The sequence below is a fragment of the Streptomyces sioyaensis genome, assembly GCF_004122735.1.
In the GTDB taxonomy this organism is placed as follows: Bacteria; Actinomycetota; Actinomycetes; order Streptomycetales; family Streptomycetaceae; genus Streptomyces; species Streptomyces sioyaensis.
This window is the reverse complement of record NZ_SDIF01000094.1, coordinates 13243-27423: the sequence shown is the minus strand read 5'-3', so window position 1 is coordinate 27423 and position 14181 is coordinate 13243. Positions and strand designations below refer to the sequence as shown.

At 71.8% G+C, this 14181-nt stretch carries 14 protein-coding genes; 8 read left to right on the top strand and 6 right to left on the bottom strand.

Annotated elements, in window-relative coordinates:
• Positions 1-45: 45 nt before the first annotated feature.
• Positions 46-1566 carry an aromatic amino acid ammonia-lyase gene (locus tag EST54_RS25510; RefSeq protein ID WP_129250070.1) on the bottom strand — a complete coding sequence of 507 codons (1521 nt, stop codon included), beginning with the start codon at positions 1564-1566 and terminating at the stop codon, positions 46-48.
• Between the two features lie 185 nt (positions 1567-1751).
• On the opposite strand from EST54_RS25510, the gene EST54_RS25505 reads away from it, so the two are divergent.
• Genes EST54_RS25505 through EST54_RS25490 form a run of 4 tightly spaced genes read left to right on the top strand, consistent with a single transcriptional unit; the run spans position 1752 to position 5317 of the window.
• Positions 1752-2942 (top strand): ABC transporter ATP-binding protein, encoded by a 1191-nt coding sequence (locus tag EST54_RS25505; protein WP_129250068.1) that lies wholly within the window; start codon positions 1752-1754, stop codon positions 2940-2942.
• On the top strand, positions 2939-3667 hold the full coding sequence (locus tag EST54_RS25500) for an ABC transporter permease (RefSeq protein ID WP_129250067.1): 729 nt from the start codon (positions 2939-2941) through the stop codon (positions 3665-3667). Before EST54_RS25505 ends, EST54_RS25500 begins: the two co-directional genes overlap by 4 nt.
• Positions 3668-3674: 7 nt before the next feature.
• On the top strand, positions 3675-4346 hold the full coding sequence (locus EST54_RS25495) for an ABC transporter permease (RefSeq protein WP_129250066.1): 672 nt from the start codon (positions 3675-3677) through the stop codon (positions 4344-4346).
• A 44-nt stretch (positions 4347-4390) separates the two neighbouring features.
• The gene (locus EST54_RS25490; protein ID WP_129250065.1) at positions 4391-5317 is read left to right on the top strand and encodes an ABC transporter substrate-binding protein; all 927 of its coding nucleotides are present in this window, start codon (positions 4391-4393) and stop codon (positions 5315-5317) included.
• 52 nt (positions 5318-5369) lie between these two features.
• Here the strand turns inward: EST54_RS25490 and EST54_RS25485 are convergent, their stop codons facing one another.
• The 4 genes from EST54_RS25485 to EST54_RS25475 form a co-directional block, all read right to left on the bottom strand.
• Positions 5370-6464: a sigma-70 family RNA polymerase sigma factor gene (locus EST54_RS25485; protein ID WP_239013237.1), complete on the bottom strand. Its 1095-nt coding sequence runs from the start codon at positions 6462-6464 to the stop codon at positions 5370-5372.
• A gap of 220 nt (positions 6465-6684) precedes the next feature.
• A complete protein-coding gene (locus EST54_RS34155) occupies positions 6685-6846 on the bottom strand; it encodes a hypothetical protein (RefSeq protein ID WP_154074037.1) in 162 nt (53 codons plus the stop codon).
• A 120-nt stretch (positions 6847-6966) separates the two neighbouring features.
• Positions 6967-7518 (bottom strand): hypothetical protein, encoded by a 552-nt coding sequence (locus tag EST54_RS25480; protein ID WP_129250064.1) that lies wholly within the window; start codon positions 7516-7518, stop codon positions 6967-6969.
• A gap of 200 nt (positions 7519-7718) precedes the next feature.
• On the bottom strand, positions 7719-8768 hold the full coding sequence (locus tag EST54_RS25475) for a LacI family DNA-binding transcriptional regulator (RefSeq protein ID WP_129250063.1): 1050 nt from the start codon (positions 8766-8768) through the stop codon (positions 7719-7721).
• 306 nt (positions 8769-9074) lie between these two features.
• Between EST54_RS25475 and EST54_RS25470 the strand changes: the two genes are divergently transcribed.
• The gene (locus tag EST54_RS25470) at positions 9075-9989 is read left to right on the top strand and encodes an amidohydrolase family protein (protein WP_129250062.1); all 915 of its coding nucleotides are present in this window, start codon (positions 9075-9077) and stop codon (positions 9987-9989) included.
• Positions 9986-10543, top strand: coding sequence for a cysteine dioxygenase (locus tag EST54_RS25465; protein ID WP_129250061.1), 558 nt, complete (start codon positions 9986-9988; stop codon positions 10541-10543). Before EST54_RS25470 ends, EST54_RS25465 begins: the two co-directional genes overlap by 4 nt.
• Positions 10544-11071: 528 nt before the next feature.
• Here EST54_RS25465 and EST54_RS25460 read toward each other — a convergent pair.
• Positions 11072-12253, bottom strand: a complete 1182-nt coding sequence (locus tag EST54_RS25460; RefSeq protein WP_129250060.1) for a helix-turn-helix transcriptional regulator — start codon at positions 12251-12253, stop codon at positions 11072-11074.
• Between the two features lie 157 nt (positions 12254-12410).
• On the opposite strand from EST54_RS25460, the gene EST54_RS25455 reads away from it, so the two are divergent.
• Both EST54_RS25455 and EST54_RS36290 read left to right on the top strand, forming a co-directional pair.
• Positions 12411-13280: an endonuclease/exonuclease/phosphatase family protein gene (locus EST54_RS25455; protein WP_129250059.1), complete on the top strand. Its 870-nt coding sequence runs from the start codon at positions 12411-12413 to the stop codon at positions 13278-13280.
• A 186-nt stretch (positions 13281-13466) separates the two neighbouring features.
• Positions 13467-14153, top strand: coding sequence for a hypothetical protein (locus tag EST54_RS36290; RefSeq protein ID WP_372448251.1), 687 nt, complete (start codon positions 13467-13469; stop codon positions 14151-14153).
• Positions 14154-14181 lie beyond the last annotated feature (28 nt).

Sequence of the window (14181 nt, the reverse complement as noted above, 5' to 3'; positions counted from 1 at the left end):
CTGGGGGAGCCGCCGGAACCAGCCCCTCGCCACCCACCACGCCACTCACCGCTCCCCCTCTTCCGCCGGATCCGCCGGCTCCCCCAGCTCCGCCAGCTCGTCCAGCAGCCCCGCCGCGACCGCCACGTCATCGGTCAGCGGGCGGTCCGCCATCCGCGGGTCGAGGACCTCGGCCGCGCGGCGGAAGGCGGTGGCGAGGGGGAGGCCCGGGTCGGGTTCCAGGGAGCGCATCCGCAAGGCCCGTACGGCGGCGACGAGTTCGCAGGCGAGGATCTGGCGGTAATAGGTGCACGTGCGCAGGGTCTGGCGGGCGCCCAGGGAGGCGAAGCTGGCCTGTTCCTCGACGCCGCGGGACAGCACGGCGTGGCCGAGGGAGGCCGGGTTGGAGACCTCGCGCATCTCGCCGAGCGCCGCACCGGCCGCGTATTCGAGGATCATCACGCCGGAGCTGGCCGGTGCCGCGTCGCCCAGGAACGGCCGCAGCCGGGTGAGGTCGGGCTCGGAGAGCGCGGCGAGCCGGGCGGTGGAGAGCCGGGCGGTCTGCAGCACGGCCAGCCGGAAGGTGTCCAGGGCGAGCCCGGCGTGGGCGGCGTAGAAGTTGCCGTGGTGGTAGGCGGCCTGGTCCTCGATGCTGATCAGGGGGTTTTCGGCGGCGGCGTTGACCTCGATGGTCAGGACCGCGTCGAGGGTGTCGGCGGCGTCCAGTGCGGGGCCGTGGATCTGCGGGAGGCAGCGGAAGCCGTAGGGGTCCTGGATGCGGCCGAGCGGCGGGGCGGGACGGGGCGGGACGCCGGCGAGGGCGCGCAGCCGGGCGGCGGCGGCCGCGGAGCCGGGGTGCGGGCGGGCGCGCATCACCGGCTCGGCGAAGGGTTCGTACGAGCCGCCGACCGCGAGCAGGGACAGCGCGGCGACGGGGAGGGAGGCGGCGAGCAGCCGCCGCAGTTCGTCGAGGGCGAGCGCGGACTGGCCGAGGGTCAGGGCGTTGCTGCTGATCAGGGCGAGGGCGTCGTTGTTGTCCAGGGCGATGGGAGCGGGGGCGCGGGCGCCGGGTGCGCACGTCCAGGGGTGTTCGCCGGCCAGCGCGAGGCCGGTCTGGGCGAGCGCGGCCAGATCGCCGGTGCCGACCGCGCCGTGTTCGTTGACGACCGGGTACGCGCCGCTGTCCAGGGCGGTGAGCAGCGCGGTGATGACGGCGGGGTGGAGCCCGGCGCCGCCCGCGAGCAGCTGGTTGGCGCGCACCGCGAGCATGGCGCGGACCTCGCGGGCGGGCAGCGGGTCGCCGATCGCGCCGGCGTGGCTGCGCAGCAGCCGCAGTCCGTGCTCGGCGTCGGCGGCCCCGACGTCCTCCGTGCGGTTGGCGCCGACACCGGTGCTGCGCCCGTAGACCCGGCCGGTGGCGGCGAGACGGCGGGCGGTTTCCCAGGACTCCTCGGCGCGGGCGAACGCCTTGGGGTCCGGCTCCGCGGGGTGCGCGGTGCGCTCCGCGAGGGCGGCGATATCGGCGGTGTGCAGCGCGGTGCCGTCGAGCGTGACGCGCCGGCCGGCCCGTCGCCCGTTGTCCAGCATGTGGGAATCCAAGAGGCTCAACTCCCTCTTATAGCGCCCTTTATAGACGTATGTCCGACACCTCGTTCCGTACGGTGAACCGAAGTAACAGGAGATGTCACACGCCATTTACACCCGTCTATTGACTTCTATTCACATGCCTAAGACTCTGCATGACCATATGCAGGCCGGGCAAGGGGCAGCGGATGATCAAATTCGACGCAGTCAGCAAGCGATACCCGAATGGCACGACCGCCGTGGACGGGCTGTCCCTGGACCTCCCCGAGGGCGGCGTCACCGTCCTCGTCGGCTCGTCGGGATGCGGCAAGACGACCACCTTGCGGATGGTCAACCGCATGGTCGAGCCGACCTCCGGCACGATCAGCGTCGGCGGCCGCGACATCCTGGAGACGGACGCCGCCGAGCTGCGCCGCGGCATCGGCTATGTCATCCAGCAGTCCGGCCTCTTCCCTCACCGTACGATCCTGGACAACATCGCGACCGTCCCGCTGCTGCTGGGCTGGGGCCGGCGCAAGGCCCGCGCCCGCGCCGCCGAGCTGCTGGAGCTGGTCGGCCTGCCCGCCGACGCCGGCAAGCGCTATCCGCACCAGCTCTCCGGCGGCCAGCAGCAGCGCGTCGGTGTGGCCCGCGCGCTCGCCGCCGACCCGCCGGTGCTGCTGATGGACGAGCCGTTCGGCGCGGTCGACCCCGTGGTGCGCACCCAGCTGCAGAACGAGCTGCTGCGGCTCCAGGAGGAGCTGCGCAAGACCGTCGTCTTCGTCACCCATGACATCGACGAGGCGGTCCGCCTGGGCGACCGGATCGCGGTCTTCCGCACCGGCGGCCGGCTCGTCCAGTGCGCCGAACCCGCCGAGCTGCTGGCCCGCCCCGCCGACGACTTCGTCGCCGGCTTCCTGGGCGCCGAGCGCGGCCTCAAGCTGCTCTCGCTCACCGACCTCGCGGACGTGCCGTACGCGCCCGGCGGGGAGATACGCACGGACGAACCGGTCGGCGGCATACCCCGCGACGGGGACCGCTGGCGCCTGGTGACCTCCCCGCGCGGCGAACCGCTGGGCTGGCTGGACACCGACGCGCTGCCCGCCGGCGGCACGGCCGGCGAGGCGCCGCTGGAACCCGTCCGGCCGCTGCGCGACACCGACTCCCTGCTCTCCGCGCTGAACGAGGCGGTCTCCTCCCCCGCCGCCGCCGTCGCCCGGGTCACCGCCGACGGCGTGCTGACCGGTCTCACCTCCCGCGACGCCATCCACGAACGGGCCGGCCGCAGCCATGCGGAGGCCGGCCGGGCGGCGGCCGCCGGCCCGCGGACCCCCGAGGACGCCGCGCCCGGCACGGCCGAAGCCGCCACGGCCGAGGCCGCCACGGAGCGCCCCGCATGACCATCGAGTGGGGCTGGTTCCCCGACCACGCCGGCGAGCTGGCCCGCCTCACCGCGGACCACCTCGCGACCGCCGTACCCGCGGTCCTGTTCGGCCTGCTGATCGCGCTCCCGCTGGCGGTCCTGGCCCACCGCGTGCGGCCGCTGCGCGGCTTCGTGCTCGGCGCGTCCAACATCCTCTACACCATCCCCTCCCTGGCCTTCTTCGTCCTCCTGCTGCCGGTCACCGGGCTGACCCGGACCACCGCGATCACCGGCCTGACCGCGTACACCCTGGTCGTGCTGGTGCGGAACACCGTCGAGGGGCTGGACGCGGTCCCGGCGAGCGCCCGTGAGGCCTCGAAGGCGATGGGGACCAGCACGCTGCGCACCCTGCTCACCGTCGAGCTGCCGCTCGCCCTCCCGGTGATCATGGCGGGCGTACGGGTCGCCACCGTCATGTCCATCTCCCTGGTCAGCGTGGCGAGCTACATCGGATACGGCGGCCTCGGCCAGCTCTTCACCGACGGCTTCCAGCGCAACTTCCCCACCCCGGTCATCGCCGGAGTGGCCCTTACCCTGCTGCTCGCCCTGGTCGCCGACGCGGTGCTGGTGACCGTCCAGTGGCTGTGCACCCCGTGGCTGCGCGGCACCTCCCGGCCGCACGGCGCCTCCCGGCTGCGCGGCGCCTTCCGGCCGCAGCGCTCCTCCCGGCCGCAAAGCCTCGAATCGCGGAAGCGAGCGTGACGCCCCGATGCTCGAACTCCTGAAGAACCTCGCCACCTGGCTGACCAGCTCCGCCCAGTGGTCCGGCCCCGAGGGCATCGCCACCCGCATCCTGGAGCACCTGGAGTACTCGGTGCTCGCCACCCTCGCCGCGGCCGTGATCGCGCTGCCGGTCGGGCTGCTCATCGGGCACACCGGCCGCGGCGCCTTCCTCGCCGTCAACCTCTCCTCCTTCGGCCGGGCGCTGCCCACCGTCGGCCTGGTCACCCTGGTCTTCCTGGCCGGCGGACTGAGCGTGTGGCCGGTGTACGTGTCCCTGGTCGCGCTCGCCGTGCCGGTGATCATCACCAATACGTACGCGGGGATGGCCGCCGTCGACCCGGAGGTCAAGGACGCCGCCAGGGGCGTGGGGCTGCGCGGCCGCCAGATCCTCTGGCAGGTCGAGATCCCGCTCGCGCTGCCGCTGATCATGACCGGCGTACGGCTGGCGACCGTGCAGGTCATCGCCACCGCCACGATCGCCGCCTATGTCAGCTTCGGCGGGCTGGGCCGCTATGTCTTCGACGGCCTGGCGCAGCGCGACCTGGTGCAGGTGCTCGGCGGCGCGGTGCTGGTCGCCGTGCTCGCCGTCGTCGCCGATCTGGCCCTGGGCGGCCTGACGCGGCTGCTGTTCCGCGGCCGCCCGGCCACCGCCCGCTGAGCATCCGCCGTCCCGCCCCTACGTACGCACCGAGGAGCCCGCCCATGAACCGTCGTACCGCCCTGACCACTCTGCTCGCCGGTGCCTCGGCCCCGCTGCTGGCCGCCTGCTCCTCCGGCATCACCTCCCTCAAGGGGGACGGCGCCGGCGGCGACAGCGGCAGCAGCAGCGGCGGACTGGTCATCGGCACCGCCAACTTCACCGAGAACCAGGTCCTCGGCTACCTCTACGCGGGGGTGCTGAACGCCGCCGGGGTCAAGACCACGGTCCGGCCCAACCTCGGCTCCCGCGAGATCGTGGTCCCCGCGCTGCGCTCCGGCGATATCGATCTGCTCCCCGAGTACCAGGGCAGCCTGCTGCTCTACCTCGACAAGAAGGCCACCGCGACCGAGGCGGGAGCCATGCAGAACGCGCTGGCCACGGTGCTCCCCGACGGTCTCGAAGTCCTCCCGTACGCGGCCGCCGAGGACCGCGACACCTTCGCCGTGACCCGGCGGACCGCCGACCGCTACGGCCTGAAGACGCTCGCCGATCTCCCTAAGGCCAACGGCAAGCTGACCTTGGGCGCGGCCGCGGAGATGAAGAAGCGGGTCGTCGGGGTCGTCGGCCTGAAGGACCGATACGGCGTGGAGCTCAAGGAGTTCAAGGCGCTGGACTCGTCCGGGCCGCTGGTCAAGGGGGCCCTGAAGAAGGGCGACATCGACATCGCCAATGTCTTCACCACCGACGTCGACACCGCGGAGAACGGCTGGGTGCTGCTGGCGGACCCCAAGAACCTCATCCCCGCCCAGCACGTCGTCCCGCTGATCGCCGCCCGCAAGGCCGACTCCCGGGTCCGCAAGGCCCTCGCCCGCCTGGGCAACGCCCTGACCACCCCCGATCTCACCGAGCTCAACCGCCTGGTCGACAAGGAGAAGCAGGACCCGGACCGGGTGGCGGCCGCCTGGCTGAAGAAGCACGAGCTGGGCTGAGCCGGCGGCCGCACGCCTCACGCGATCGCACGCCTCACGCGGCCGCTGGGCCTCACGCGGGTGGCGGGCCGCCGTACCGGAGCGGAAGCCCGAACAGCGGGAACAGCCGCTCGGTGTCCAGGAAGGAGTTCAGGGCGGTGACCCGGCCGTCCGCGAGGTCGAGGACCTGGACCGCCCAGGGCAGGCCGTCCGCGCGGTACTGCCCGAAAGCCGGGCGGCCGTTCGCCGCGACCGGCACCAGACGCGACCCCGCACAGCCGCAGCCCGGCCCGCGCAGAAACTTCAGGATGTCGTCGCGGCCGCGCAGCCACAGGGCGTACGGCGGCATGGACAGCGTGGAGTCCTCGTGCAGCACGGCCGTGAGTGCGTCCATGTCGAACCGCTCGAAGGCGTCCACATAGCGCCGCAGCAGCGCCTCCTGGGCGTCGTCCAGCGGCCGCGGGGGTTCCTCGGCGGCATCGGCGGACGCGGCGAGGGTGGCCCGGGCCCGCTGCAGCGCGCTGTTGACCGAGGCGACCGAGCTGCCCAGCAGCTCGGCGACCTCACTCGCCGACCAGCTCAGCACCTCCCGCAGGATCAGCACCGCCCGCTGCCGGGGCGCCAGCCGCTGCAGCGCGGAGATGAAGGCGAGCCGGACCGACTCCCGGGCGACGGCGGTCTCCGCCGGGTCCCCGGCGGACGCCAGCACCCGCTGGTCCGGGACGGGGCCGATCCAGGTCGTCTCGGGCAGCCCCGTGCCGATCGGGGTGTCCACGCTCGACGGGGAGGCGAGATCCATCGGCCGGGCCCGGCGCCGGCTGCCCTTGAGCTGGTCCAGGCAGACGTTCGTGGCGATCCGGTAGAGCCAGGACCGCAGCGAGGCGCGCCCTTCGAACCGGTCGTAGCTCCGCCAGGCCCGCACCATCGTCTCCTGCACGGCGTCCTCGGCCTCGAACGCCGATCCCAGCATCCGGTAGCAGTAGCCGGTCAGTTCGGTACGGTGCGCCTCCAGCCGGTCCGCCGGCTCGCCCTGCGACGCGCCCTGTCCGGCACCGCCCGCCGCGGCGAAGCCGTTGCCGGCCGCGTCCGCGCTCACCGCCGCCGCGTCCGCGCTCACGTCCGCGGCCGCGCTCACCTCCGCGGCTGCGCTCGTCGAGGACCGTTTCATCGAGGACCCGCCCATCCGCCCGTCGGCCGACCACCGGTACGCACGCCCCGACCGTACCGGAGCGCCCGGCACCAGTCTGCTCCCCGGCGCAGCGCCGTGCAGCCGGAGACCGGGGGCGGGAAACGGACACGGGAAACGGACACGGACCGGGCCGGGGCGCGTCGCCCCGGCCCGTCCCCTCAACCCGTCCGCCGCCTCTTGGTCAGCTGCGTCAGCTGCGTCATCTGCGCAGCTGCACGCCGCGCAGTGCGCCTCCGACGGCCGCACCGGCCAGGACGCTCAGCAGAAGCCGGGCGGGTTCCCCCAAACCGGAGAACACGGTGTGCGTGAGCGCGAAGACGACCACGACCGCGAGAATTCCGGCGATCAATGCCTTTTTCATTTCCTGCCCATCATCGCTTCGCTGTCATCGCTTCCTTGCCATCGCCTGGTTGCCATCGCTTCCTCGGCGTCGACTCTGTGCCATCGCATTCCCGCACCACGTGCCCGTTGCCATTCACCCTCAGCAATCGGAAAGCGACAGCACCGCACCGGAGACCAGACCTCCGAATGCCCCCGCTGTGGCGCCCGGAGCGCACCCCGTCTCGGCACCGGCTATACACCCGCCTATCCCGCCGGACACCACGTAATCCCTGATCTTGTCGTTGGCGCACTGGGCATAGCTCTCGGCCGCCATGTCCCGCGTGGAGACGCCGAGCTGCTGGAAGCTGCGGGTCGACCGCACGGTCACCGTGGCGCCCGACGCGCGGTAGCTGACGTGCGCTGTCTTGCCGTTCTTCAGCTTGATCGCGTTGCCCAGCCGACCCACGGTCCGATGGTGCGGGCCGACCAGTTCCAGCTCCTTGCCGGCGACGGTGAAGTGGTAGCCCGCGGGCATGGACAGGGTCGCCTTCAGCGTTTTGCCGTCCGGCGACCGGAGCGACTTCAGCTTGATGCCTTTCGCGGCGCTCGCCGGCTGCGCGGAATGCAGCGCACTGTCCGCGGAGGCCGGTCCGGCCACCCCCGCAAAGGCCAGGGCGGTCAGCGCGGTCGCAGCGGTCTTACGGAACCTCATATTTCCCCGTTCCCCCTGTGAATCACTTTCATGATCAGTCTATGGGCGAGGGCGCAAATGCAAGATCCATAGCGGGCAATTTCCCGGTAAACGGGGCTGAACAAAGGGCAGTTGAACAGCTGACGGAACCGGTCATGAACTGACTATGCGTCAACACCGGGGTACGCAGCCCATGTCGGGCCTGTGGCGTGGCGCCACCGTCACCCCCGCCGGAGCTCCACCGCCGACCCCCGCTCCGAGAGGCGCGGGGCGCACAGGATGCGCTTGCGGCGGACCCGGCGACCCTCGATCGCCGCGACCGCGAGCCGGGCGGCCTCCTTGGCGATCTCGCCCAGCCCCCAGTCGACGGTGGTCAGCGGCGGGGTGAGGACCCGGGAGACGGGGTGGTCGTCGAAGCCCACGACGGAGAGGTCCCGGCCGACGGTCAGGGAGGCCTCGGCGGCGGCCGCGTAGACGCCGTAGGCGATGGAGTCGGAGAAGCAGAAGACGGCGGTGGGCGGGGCGAGCGCGGAGGTCCCGGACGGGCGGCGGCCGTCCGGGCTGTTGGTCAGGACCCGGCGGGCCGTCGCCGTCGCCTCGCCCAACTCCTGGGCGCAGGGCAGGACTTCGACCTCGATACCGAGGCGGTCGGCGGCCTCGCGCACATAGACGTCGGCCGGGCGGTCCGGGGTGGAGGGGCCGGTGGGGGTCAGCACGGTGACCCGGCGGTGACCCAGCCCGCGGAGGTAGTCCAGGACGGCGTCGATGCCGGCGCGGTTGTCGAAGAGCACCTCACCCGCCGTACGGGCCCGGCTCAGGGCGTCACCGATGGAGACCACCGGCACCGCGTCGGCGATCTTCGACCAGCCCTCGGCGGACGGATCGACGGGCGAGACCAGGAGCCCGTCCACCCGCTGGTCGCGCAGCTGCTTGGCGAGGGCCAGCTCGCGCTCGGGGTCGCCGCCGGCATCCAGGATCAGCGCGTAGCGGTCGCCCGCCAGCAGCTCGCGCCCTATGGCCGCCATCAGCTGCTGCTGCCACAGATCCTGCAGATCGCCGGCGAGCACCCCGACCGTGCTCGTACGGCCGCTGGCCAGCGCACGGGCGATCGGATCGGCCTCGTAGCCGAGCTCGGCGGCGGCCTTGCGCACCCGCTCCTCGGTCTCCTTGGAGACGTGCTTGCCGCGCAGCGCGTAGGAGACGGCGGCGGTGGAGAGTCCGGTGGCCTCGGCCACCTCGCGGAGGGTGGTGCGCTTATTGGGCCTGGCCATGTCCGGAAGCCTACCCAAGGAGGGCGCGCCACCCGCCCCGATGCGGGGTGCGCGCGGGGGTGGCGGTCGCCCGTCGGATCCGCGCGGCCTTGGCAGGGTCCGGCGGATCCGCCCCGGCCTTGGCAGGGTCCGGCCGATCCGGCCCGACCGTGCCAGGGTCCGTCGACCCCGGCCCGACCTTGACAGGCTCGGTGTTAACCGTTTCACTTAAACGCATCAGTTAAGCGGTTAAGTACAGCGTGCGCGGGACGCCGGGGCCGCGCCCCGGGTGCCACCCGCACCACCGCCCGCAGCCGAGGGAGGCCCGTGCCCACCGACGTCCACCAGCACCTCTGGCCGCCCGAGTTCCTCGCGCTGCTGCGGTCGCGCGGTGCGCCGCCACGGCTCGACGGCTGGACGCTCCACCTCCCCGGCGAGCCGCCGTACCCCGTCGACCCCGCCGACCACGACATCGCGGCCCGCGCCCGGCTCGCCCGCGGCGACGGCCTCGATCTGGCCCTGGTCTCGCTCTCCAGCCCGCTCGGCATCGAAGATCTGCCGCCCGCGGAGGCCGCACCGCTGCTCACCGCGTTCCACGACGGCGCGCTGGACCTGCCGGCCCCCTTCGGCGTCTGGGCCTCGGTCTGCCTCTCCGCCCCCGAACCGGACCCCGAGGCGCTGCGGCACGAGCTGGCGCGCGGCTGTGTGGGGCTGCAACTCCCGGCCACCGCACTGCTCGACGCCGCGGGCTGGGCCCGCTGTGCGCCGCTGCTGGACGCCGTCGCCGAGCTGGACAAGCCGCTGTTCGTCCACCCCGGCGCGGCACCGGGCACCCCGGACGCACCCGCCTGGTGGGCCGCCCTGGTCCCGTACGTGCAGCAGCTGCACGCCGCCTGGTTCGCCTTCCGCGCCTTCGGCCGGCCGCGCCACCCGGACCTGCGGGTGTGCTTCGCGGCGCTGGCCGGCCTGGCGCCGCTGCACGGGGAGCGGCTGGTCGCCCGCGGCGGCGGACGGGAGCGCGGGCGGGTCGACTGCCAGGCCTTCTACGAGACGTCCTCGTACGGGACGCGTGCGGTGGACGCCCTCGTCCGGGCCGCCGGCATCGATGTCGTCGTCAGCGGCAGCGACCGGCCCTACGCCGCCCCCGTACTCCCCGACCTCGGTGCGCAGGCCGCGATCCACGCCCTGCGCACCGCCAACCCGGCCCGCCTCCTGGGCCCGACGAAAGGAGCCCGCCGATGACGTACCGCACCTCCCAGGCCGATGCCGCCCGTGAGGTCCCCGACGGCGAGCAGCCGTTCACCGCACTGCCCGAACGCAACCTCGACCGGCGCGAGCTGAAGGCCCTGGTCGAGGAGCTCGCCGCCCGCCCGGACCTGTGGCGCGAGCAGGTCGCCTTCTCCGACACCGAGCGCCACTACGTCTCCCTGCACCGCGATGAGTTCGTCGATGTCTGGCTGCTGTGCTGGACCCGGCAGAACGACACCGGCTGGCACGACCACGACCTGTCCTCGGGGGCGGTGCGCGTCGTCCAGGGCGTGCTGACCGAGTCCAACCCCCGGATCGGCGGCGAGCACCTGTCCACCGCCGTCGGCACGGGCTCCTCGTTCTGCTTCGGCCCCGACCACATCCACCGCCTCACCGGCGCGACCGACGACGCGGTGTCCGTGCACGCCTATTCGCCGCCGCTGTGGCGCCTGGGCCAGTACGACATCACCGACGACGGGCTGATGCGACGGATCTCGGTCTCCTACGCGGACGAACTGCGGCCGACGGACGGGGCGAGCGCGGCCTGACGGGGCGTCCGGCCTGACGGGCCTGTCCGGCCTGCCCTGGTCCGCCGGGGCCGGCCGTGCATATCGCTGCCGTCACTTCACTGACGGCCCTTTTCCTGACAGATGGAACACGGAAAGGGACATGGCTCCACACTCTGAGAAGCGGGCACGGCGAGCACAACGGAAACCGGGGAACGCGCCGCATTCTCCTCGTACTCCAGCGCCTCGGGCCCTTCCTCGGCGACCACGGCTACACCACCGACGCCACGCGGTGAACCTCCCTCAGGTGTCGTCTCGCCAGGACGCGGTAGTCAACCTCCTTACTCGGATTCCTCTCGGACCGGGCCCTTTCTTCTGCGGATTTGAGATGGCTGCATTCTGTGCAGCCCGAAACATACGGGAGCGGACTTACGCTCATGCGTGGCACTCCAAACGCCAATGCGCTGATTTTGCAGGCATGGTCTTCGCTGCGCCTGCAACGCTAGGCAGGGAGCCCGTGAGGCAGCAATGGCACTTTCGTCAGCCGCCGGACCGACGTGCCACGCAGTGTCACAGCGGGAGTCCTATCGCGTCGGCGAGGCTGCGCATCTCCGGCGTGCGGGTGCGCCTCTTGGCCACCACCAGGCCCAAGATGTCCTGGGCATAGCGCTGGTTGGGCAGCCACTGAGGGGCACGCGCCCGGATGCGCTGCAAGATCTCTACGGCCTCGCCGTAGTTCCTCGACCGAGCGTGGGCATTCGCCACGTCCAGCAAGTGGCGATTCCGGTTGTTGGACGTCGGACGCATGCCATTCGCAGGAATCTGCGGGGCCAGCTTGAGCACCAGATCGGGCCGGTCAACGACCATCGCATTCTCCGTACGCTTGAGCGCCACCGTCACGGGCCCGAAGGCACGCAGGAAATCGTTGTCCGGCGCAAACTCCCTGCCCAGTGCAACAGCCGCCGAATTGGCGAGCCGCAGAGCGCCTGCTGCCTCTCCAGGCCGGTTGTCACGGATCGAGGCAGCAGAAGCGCGGAGGAGAAGCCAGCCCCAGGCGCTCAGTTCCGCCGGAGTGGCGCGAGACATTCGGGGTTCTGCTTCATCTGCCCATCGGACAGCCAGTTCCCTTGCCTCGGAGAGCTTTCCGCGTCGCAGCAGCAACCAGCATTGTGTGCTGACCGTGACCGCCGATTGGAGGCGGTCCGATGAGGCGTCCAACGACCGCCCCAGAGCGACCTCGGCCGCCTCGAACTGGCGCGTCTGGGTCAGCAGCCAGCCCGTCAGCTGCATGACCCGCATGTGGACGGCTCGCCCCTCGGGCCCGCTCTCCGCGACTGCCTCAGCATCTCTGATCAAGGGTGGAAGGACGGTGCTCAACTCTGCCAACTGGTCGCCGGAGAAGAGTGGTTGAGCGGCCTGAACAGCCGCACGAAGTCCGGCAACTGTGGGCGGCTCGTCCAGGTCATCAGACGGATCCGGCCCCAGGAGAGCACGGCGAACACCGCCCCACTGGTCCACGGCCACGCCGGACGCCTCACGATCCGCAGCCTCCTCCGCAACCAAGCGCGTCGTCGGCACGCCGAGCGCCACCGCGAGCTGACGCGCCGTCTCCAGCCGGGTATCGGCCCGCTCTCCCTGCTCCAGTTTGCGGATGAGCGAGAGCGAGACGCCGGAGCCCTTCGCCAGTTCGCGCTGGCTCATGCCGCGCCGCTTGCGGATGTCCCGGAGCCGCTTGCCGATGTGGGCGCTCATGGTCCGAGCGTAGGCCGTCGCTCCACCACCGCGAAGCGCTTGCCGTCAGGCCCCTGGCCGGTTGAGCAACGGCTGCCCATTCGTTCAACCTCTGTTCGTGACCGCTCCATCCACGTCTGGCACGTTGACGCCACCCCCACACCAAGGAGTCCACGCGATGAACCGACGCGTCATACCGGCACTTGCTGCCGCCTTCGCCCTGAGTGCGGCAGTCTCCGTCGCCACGGTGAGCGCCGCCGAGGCGGACGACCAGACGCTGACCGTGATGAGTCTCAACACCTGGCACGGCGGCTCCCAGGTCCCGGACGGGGTCAACACGACCGTCCAGGAGATCAAGGGTTCCGGCACCGAGGTGGTCGCCCTGCAGGAGACCGACAAGGCCGTCACCAAGCAGATCGCCGAGAAGCTGGGATGGGAGCACTACACCCAGAGCGGTTCCGACGTCGACATCATCAGCAGTCAGCCCATCGAGAAGGTCGACTCGCTGTCGGATCTGGCGGTGGCCGCGAAGATCAAGGGAGTCTGGGTGTACTCGATCCACCTGGGCTACACGAAGTACGGGCCGTACAACGCCTGTTTCGACAAGGACAGCTACGACACGATCTACGCGGACGAGGCCGAGCGCAAGGAGCAGGCCGAGAAGATCGTCAAGTGGGCCGGTTCCGGACCGTCCGTCATCGCCGGTGATCTCAACTCCCCGTCCCACATGGACTGGACCGAGAAGACCAAGGCAAAGCACTGTGACTCGGTCGTGGAGTGGCCCGCGACGAAGGCGTTCGCCAACGGGGGTTACGGGGACTCCTACCGTGAGGTCAACCCGGACGAGGCGACGTCCCCCGGCGACACCTGGAGTCCGAAGAACGCCACCAACAGCGACTACGGCAACAAGCCCGAGCCGCAGGACCGCATCGACTTCATCCTGTACAAGGGCGGCTCGCTGGATGCCACCAGCTCGAAGGTCTACGGCGGTGAGAAGGAGAACTGGCCGTCCGACCACCGGGCCGTGATCACCCAGTTCACGCTCTGACGGCACCCGCCGACAAGGGGCGGGCCGGTCCACCCGCGCTCAGGCGCTCAGGCGCTCAGGCGCAGAGTGGACCGGCCCGCGCCGTATCCGGTTCGCCGCCCGCGCGCCCGCCGGCGCACCCTCCCCCGCCCGATCCGGGGGATAGCCCTACCGCGCCGCCCGCCCCGCGTGCGTACGCTCGGCCGCATGGCAACACACGACCCCGATCTGCGCAAAGACCTCGACGCGACCCTCCAGACCCGCAAGGAGCTGGGACCGGAGTACGAGTCGGAGCTGCTGGAGTCCTTCCTGGAGAAGGTCGAGCAGAACGTCGACCGGCGGGTGCGCCGGCACCTCGCCGAGCAGCAGGTTCAGGTCGCGCGCGGCATCCGGCCGCCACGCCAGGAGAGCGAGATCGGCGCGTTCTGGCAGCGCTTCGGGTTCGCCGCCCTCTCGCTGGTGCTGGCCGTCCCGCTGTCCGCGATCGCGGCGGGCACCACCGGGCTGGCGGGCCTGATCGTGTGCTGGGCGGGGATCGCCGGCGTCAACGCCGCCCATGGAGCGGCCCTGCGCCACCACCCGGCTGCCGACGTCGAACGCCCGGGACGGTGCCGCCGACTGACGCGGCGGCAGAAACCGGGCGAAAAGAGTGTTGCGGGGACCGCCGCACCCCGGCCTGAGCCGGGGGCGGGACAACGGCGGTCCCCGCAAGGGACGCGTGCCGGGTCAGGGCCGGTCGTCGCATCCGACGGCGAGCAGGAGGTCCGGGAGCCGCTCCGGAGGCCCGTGTCGCCGTGCACACCACTGTGCCGGACACGTGTTAAGCGCGTGCTGCGTGCACATGACGCATACGTACACCTTCCGGTGACCGCCCGTTTCCTGACGGCAACTTGACGCCATGAGGGCTGCCCGAGCGGACTGC

What these genes read in the sequence shown, in the direction of transcription:
- EST54_RS25510 (WP_129250070.1), bottom strand. Translation starts at nt 1,566, where the DNA reads ATGCTGGACAACGGGCGACGGGCCGGCCGGCGCGTCACGCTCGACGGC.
- EST54_RS25505 (WP_129250068.1), top strand. Translation starts at nt 1,752, where the DNA reads ATGATCAAATTCGACGCAGTCAGCAAGCGATACCCGAATGGCACGACC.
- EST54_RS25500 (WP_129250067.1), top strand. Translation starts at nt 2,939, where the DNA reads ATGACCATCGAGTGGGGCTGGTTCCCCGACCACGCCGGCGAGCTGGCC.
- EST54_RS25495 (WP_129250066.1), top strand. Translation starts at nt 3,675, where the DNA reads ATGCTCGAACTCCTGAAGAACCTCGCCACCTGGCTGACCAGCTCCGCC.
- EST54_RS25490 (WP_129250065.1), top strand. Translation starts at nt 4,391, where the DNA reads ATGAACCGTCGTACCGCCCTGACCACTCTGCTCGCCGGTGCCTCGGCC.
- EST54_RS25485 (WP_239013237.1), bottom strand. Translation starts at nt 6,464, where the DNA reads ATGAAACGGTCCTCGACGAGCGCAGCCGCGGAGGTGAGCGCGGCCGCG.
- EST54_RS34155 (WP_154074037.1), bottom strand. Translation starts at nt 6,846, where the DNA reads ATGAAAAAGGCATTGATCGCCGGAATTCTCGCGGTCGTGGTCGTCTTC.
- EST54_RS25480 (WP_129250064.1), bottom strand. Translation starts at nt 7,518, where the DNA reads ATGAGGTTCCGTAAGACCGCTGCGACCGCGCTGACCGCCCTGGCCTTT.
- EST54_RS25475 (WP_129250063.1), bottom strand. Translation starts at nt 8,768, where the DNA reads ATGGCCAGGCCCAATAAGCGCACCACCCTCCGCGAGGTGGCCGAGGCC.
- EST54_RS25465 (WP_129250061.1), top strand. Translation starts at nt 9,986, where the DNA reads ATGACGTACCGCACCTCCCAGGCCGATGCCGCCCGTGAGGTCCCCGAC.
- EST54_RS25460 (WP_129250060.1), bottom strand. Translation starts at nt 12,253, where the DNA reads ATGAGCGCCCACATCGGCAAGCGGCTCCGGGACATCCGCAAGCGGCGC.
- EST54_RS25455 (WP_129250059.1), top strand. Translation starts at nt 12,411, where the DNA reads ATGAACCGACGCGTCATACCGGCACTTGCTGCCGCCTTCGCCCTGAGT.
- EST54_RS36290 (WP_372448251.1), top strand. Translation starts at nt 13,467, where the DNA reads ATGGCAACACACGACCCCGATCTGCGCAAAGACCTCGACGCGACCCTC.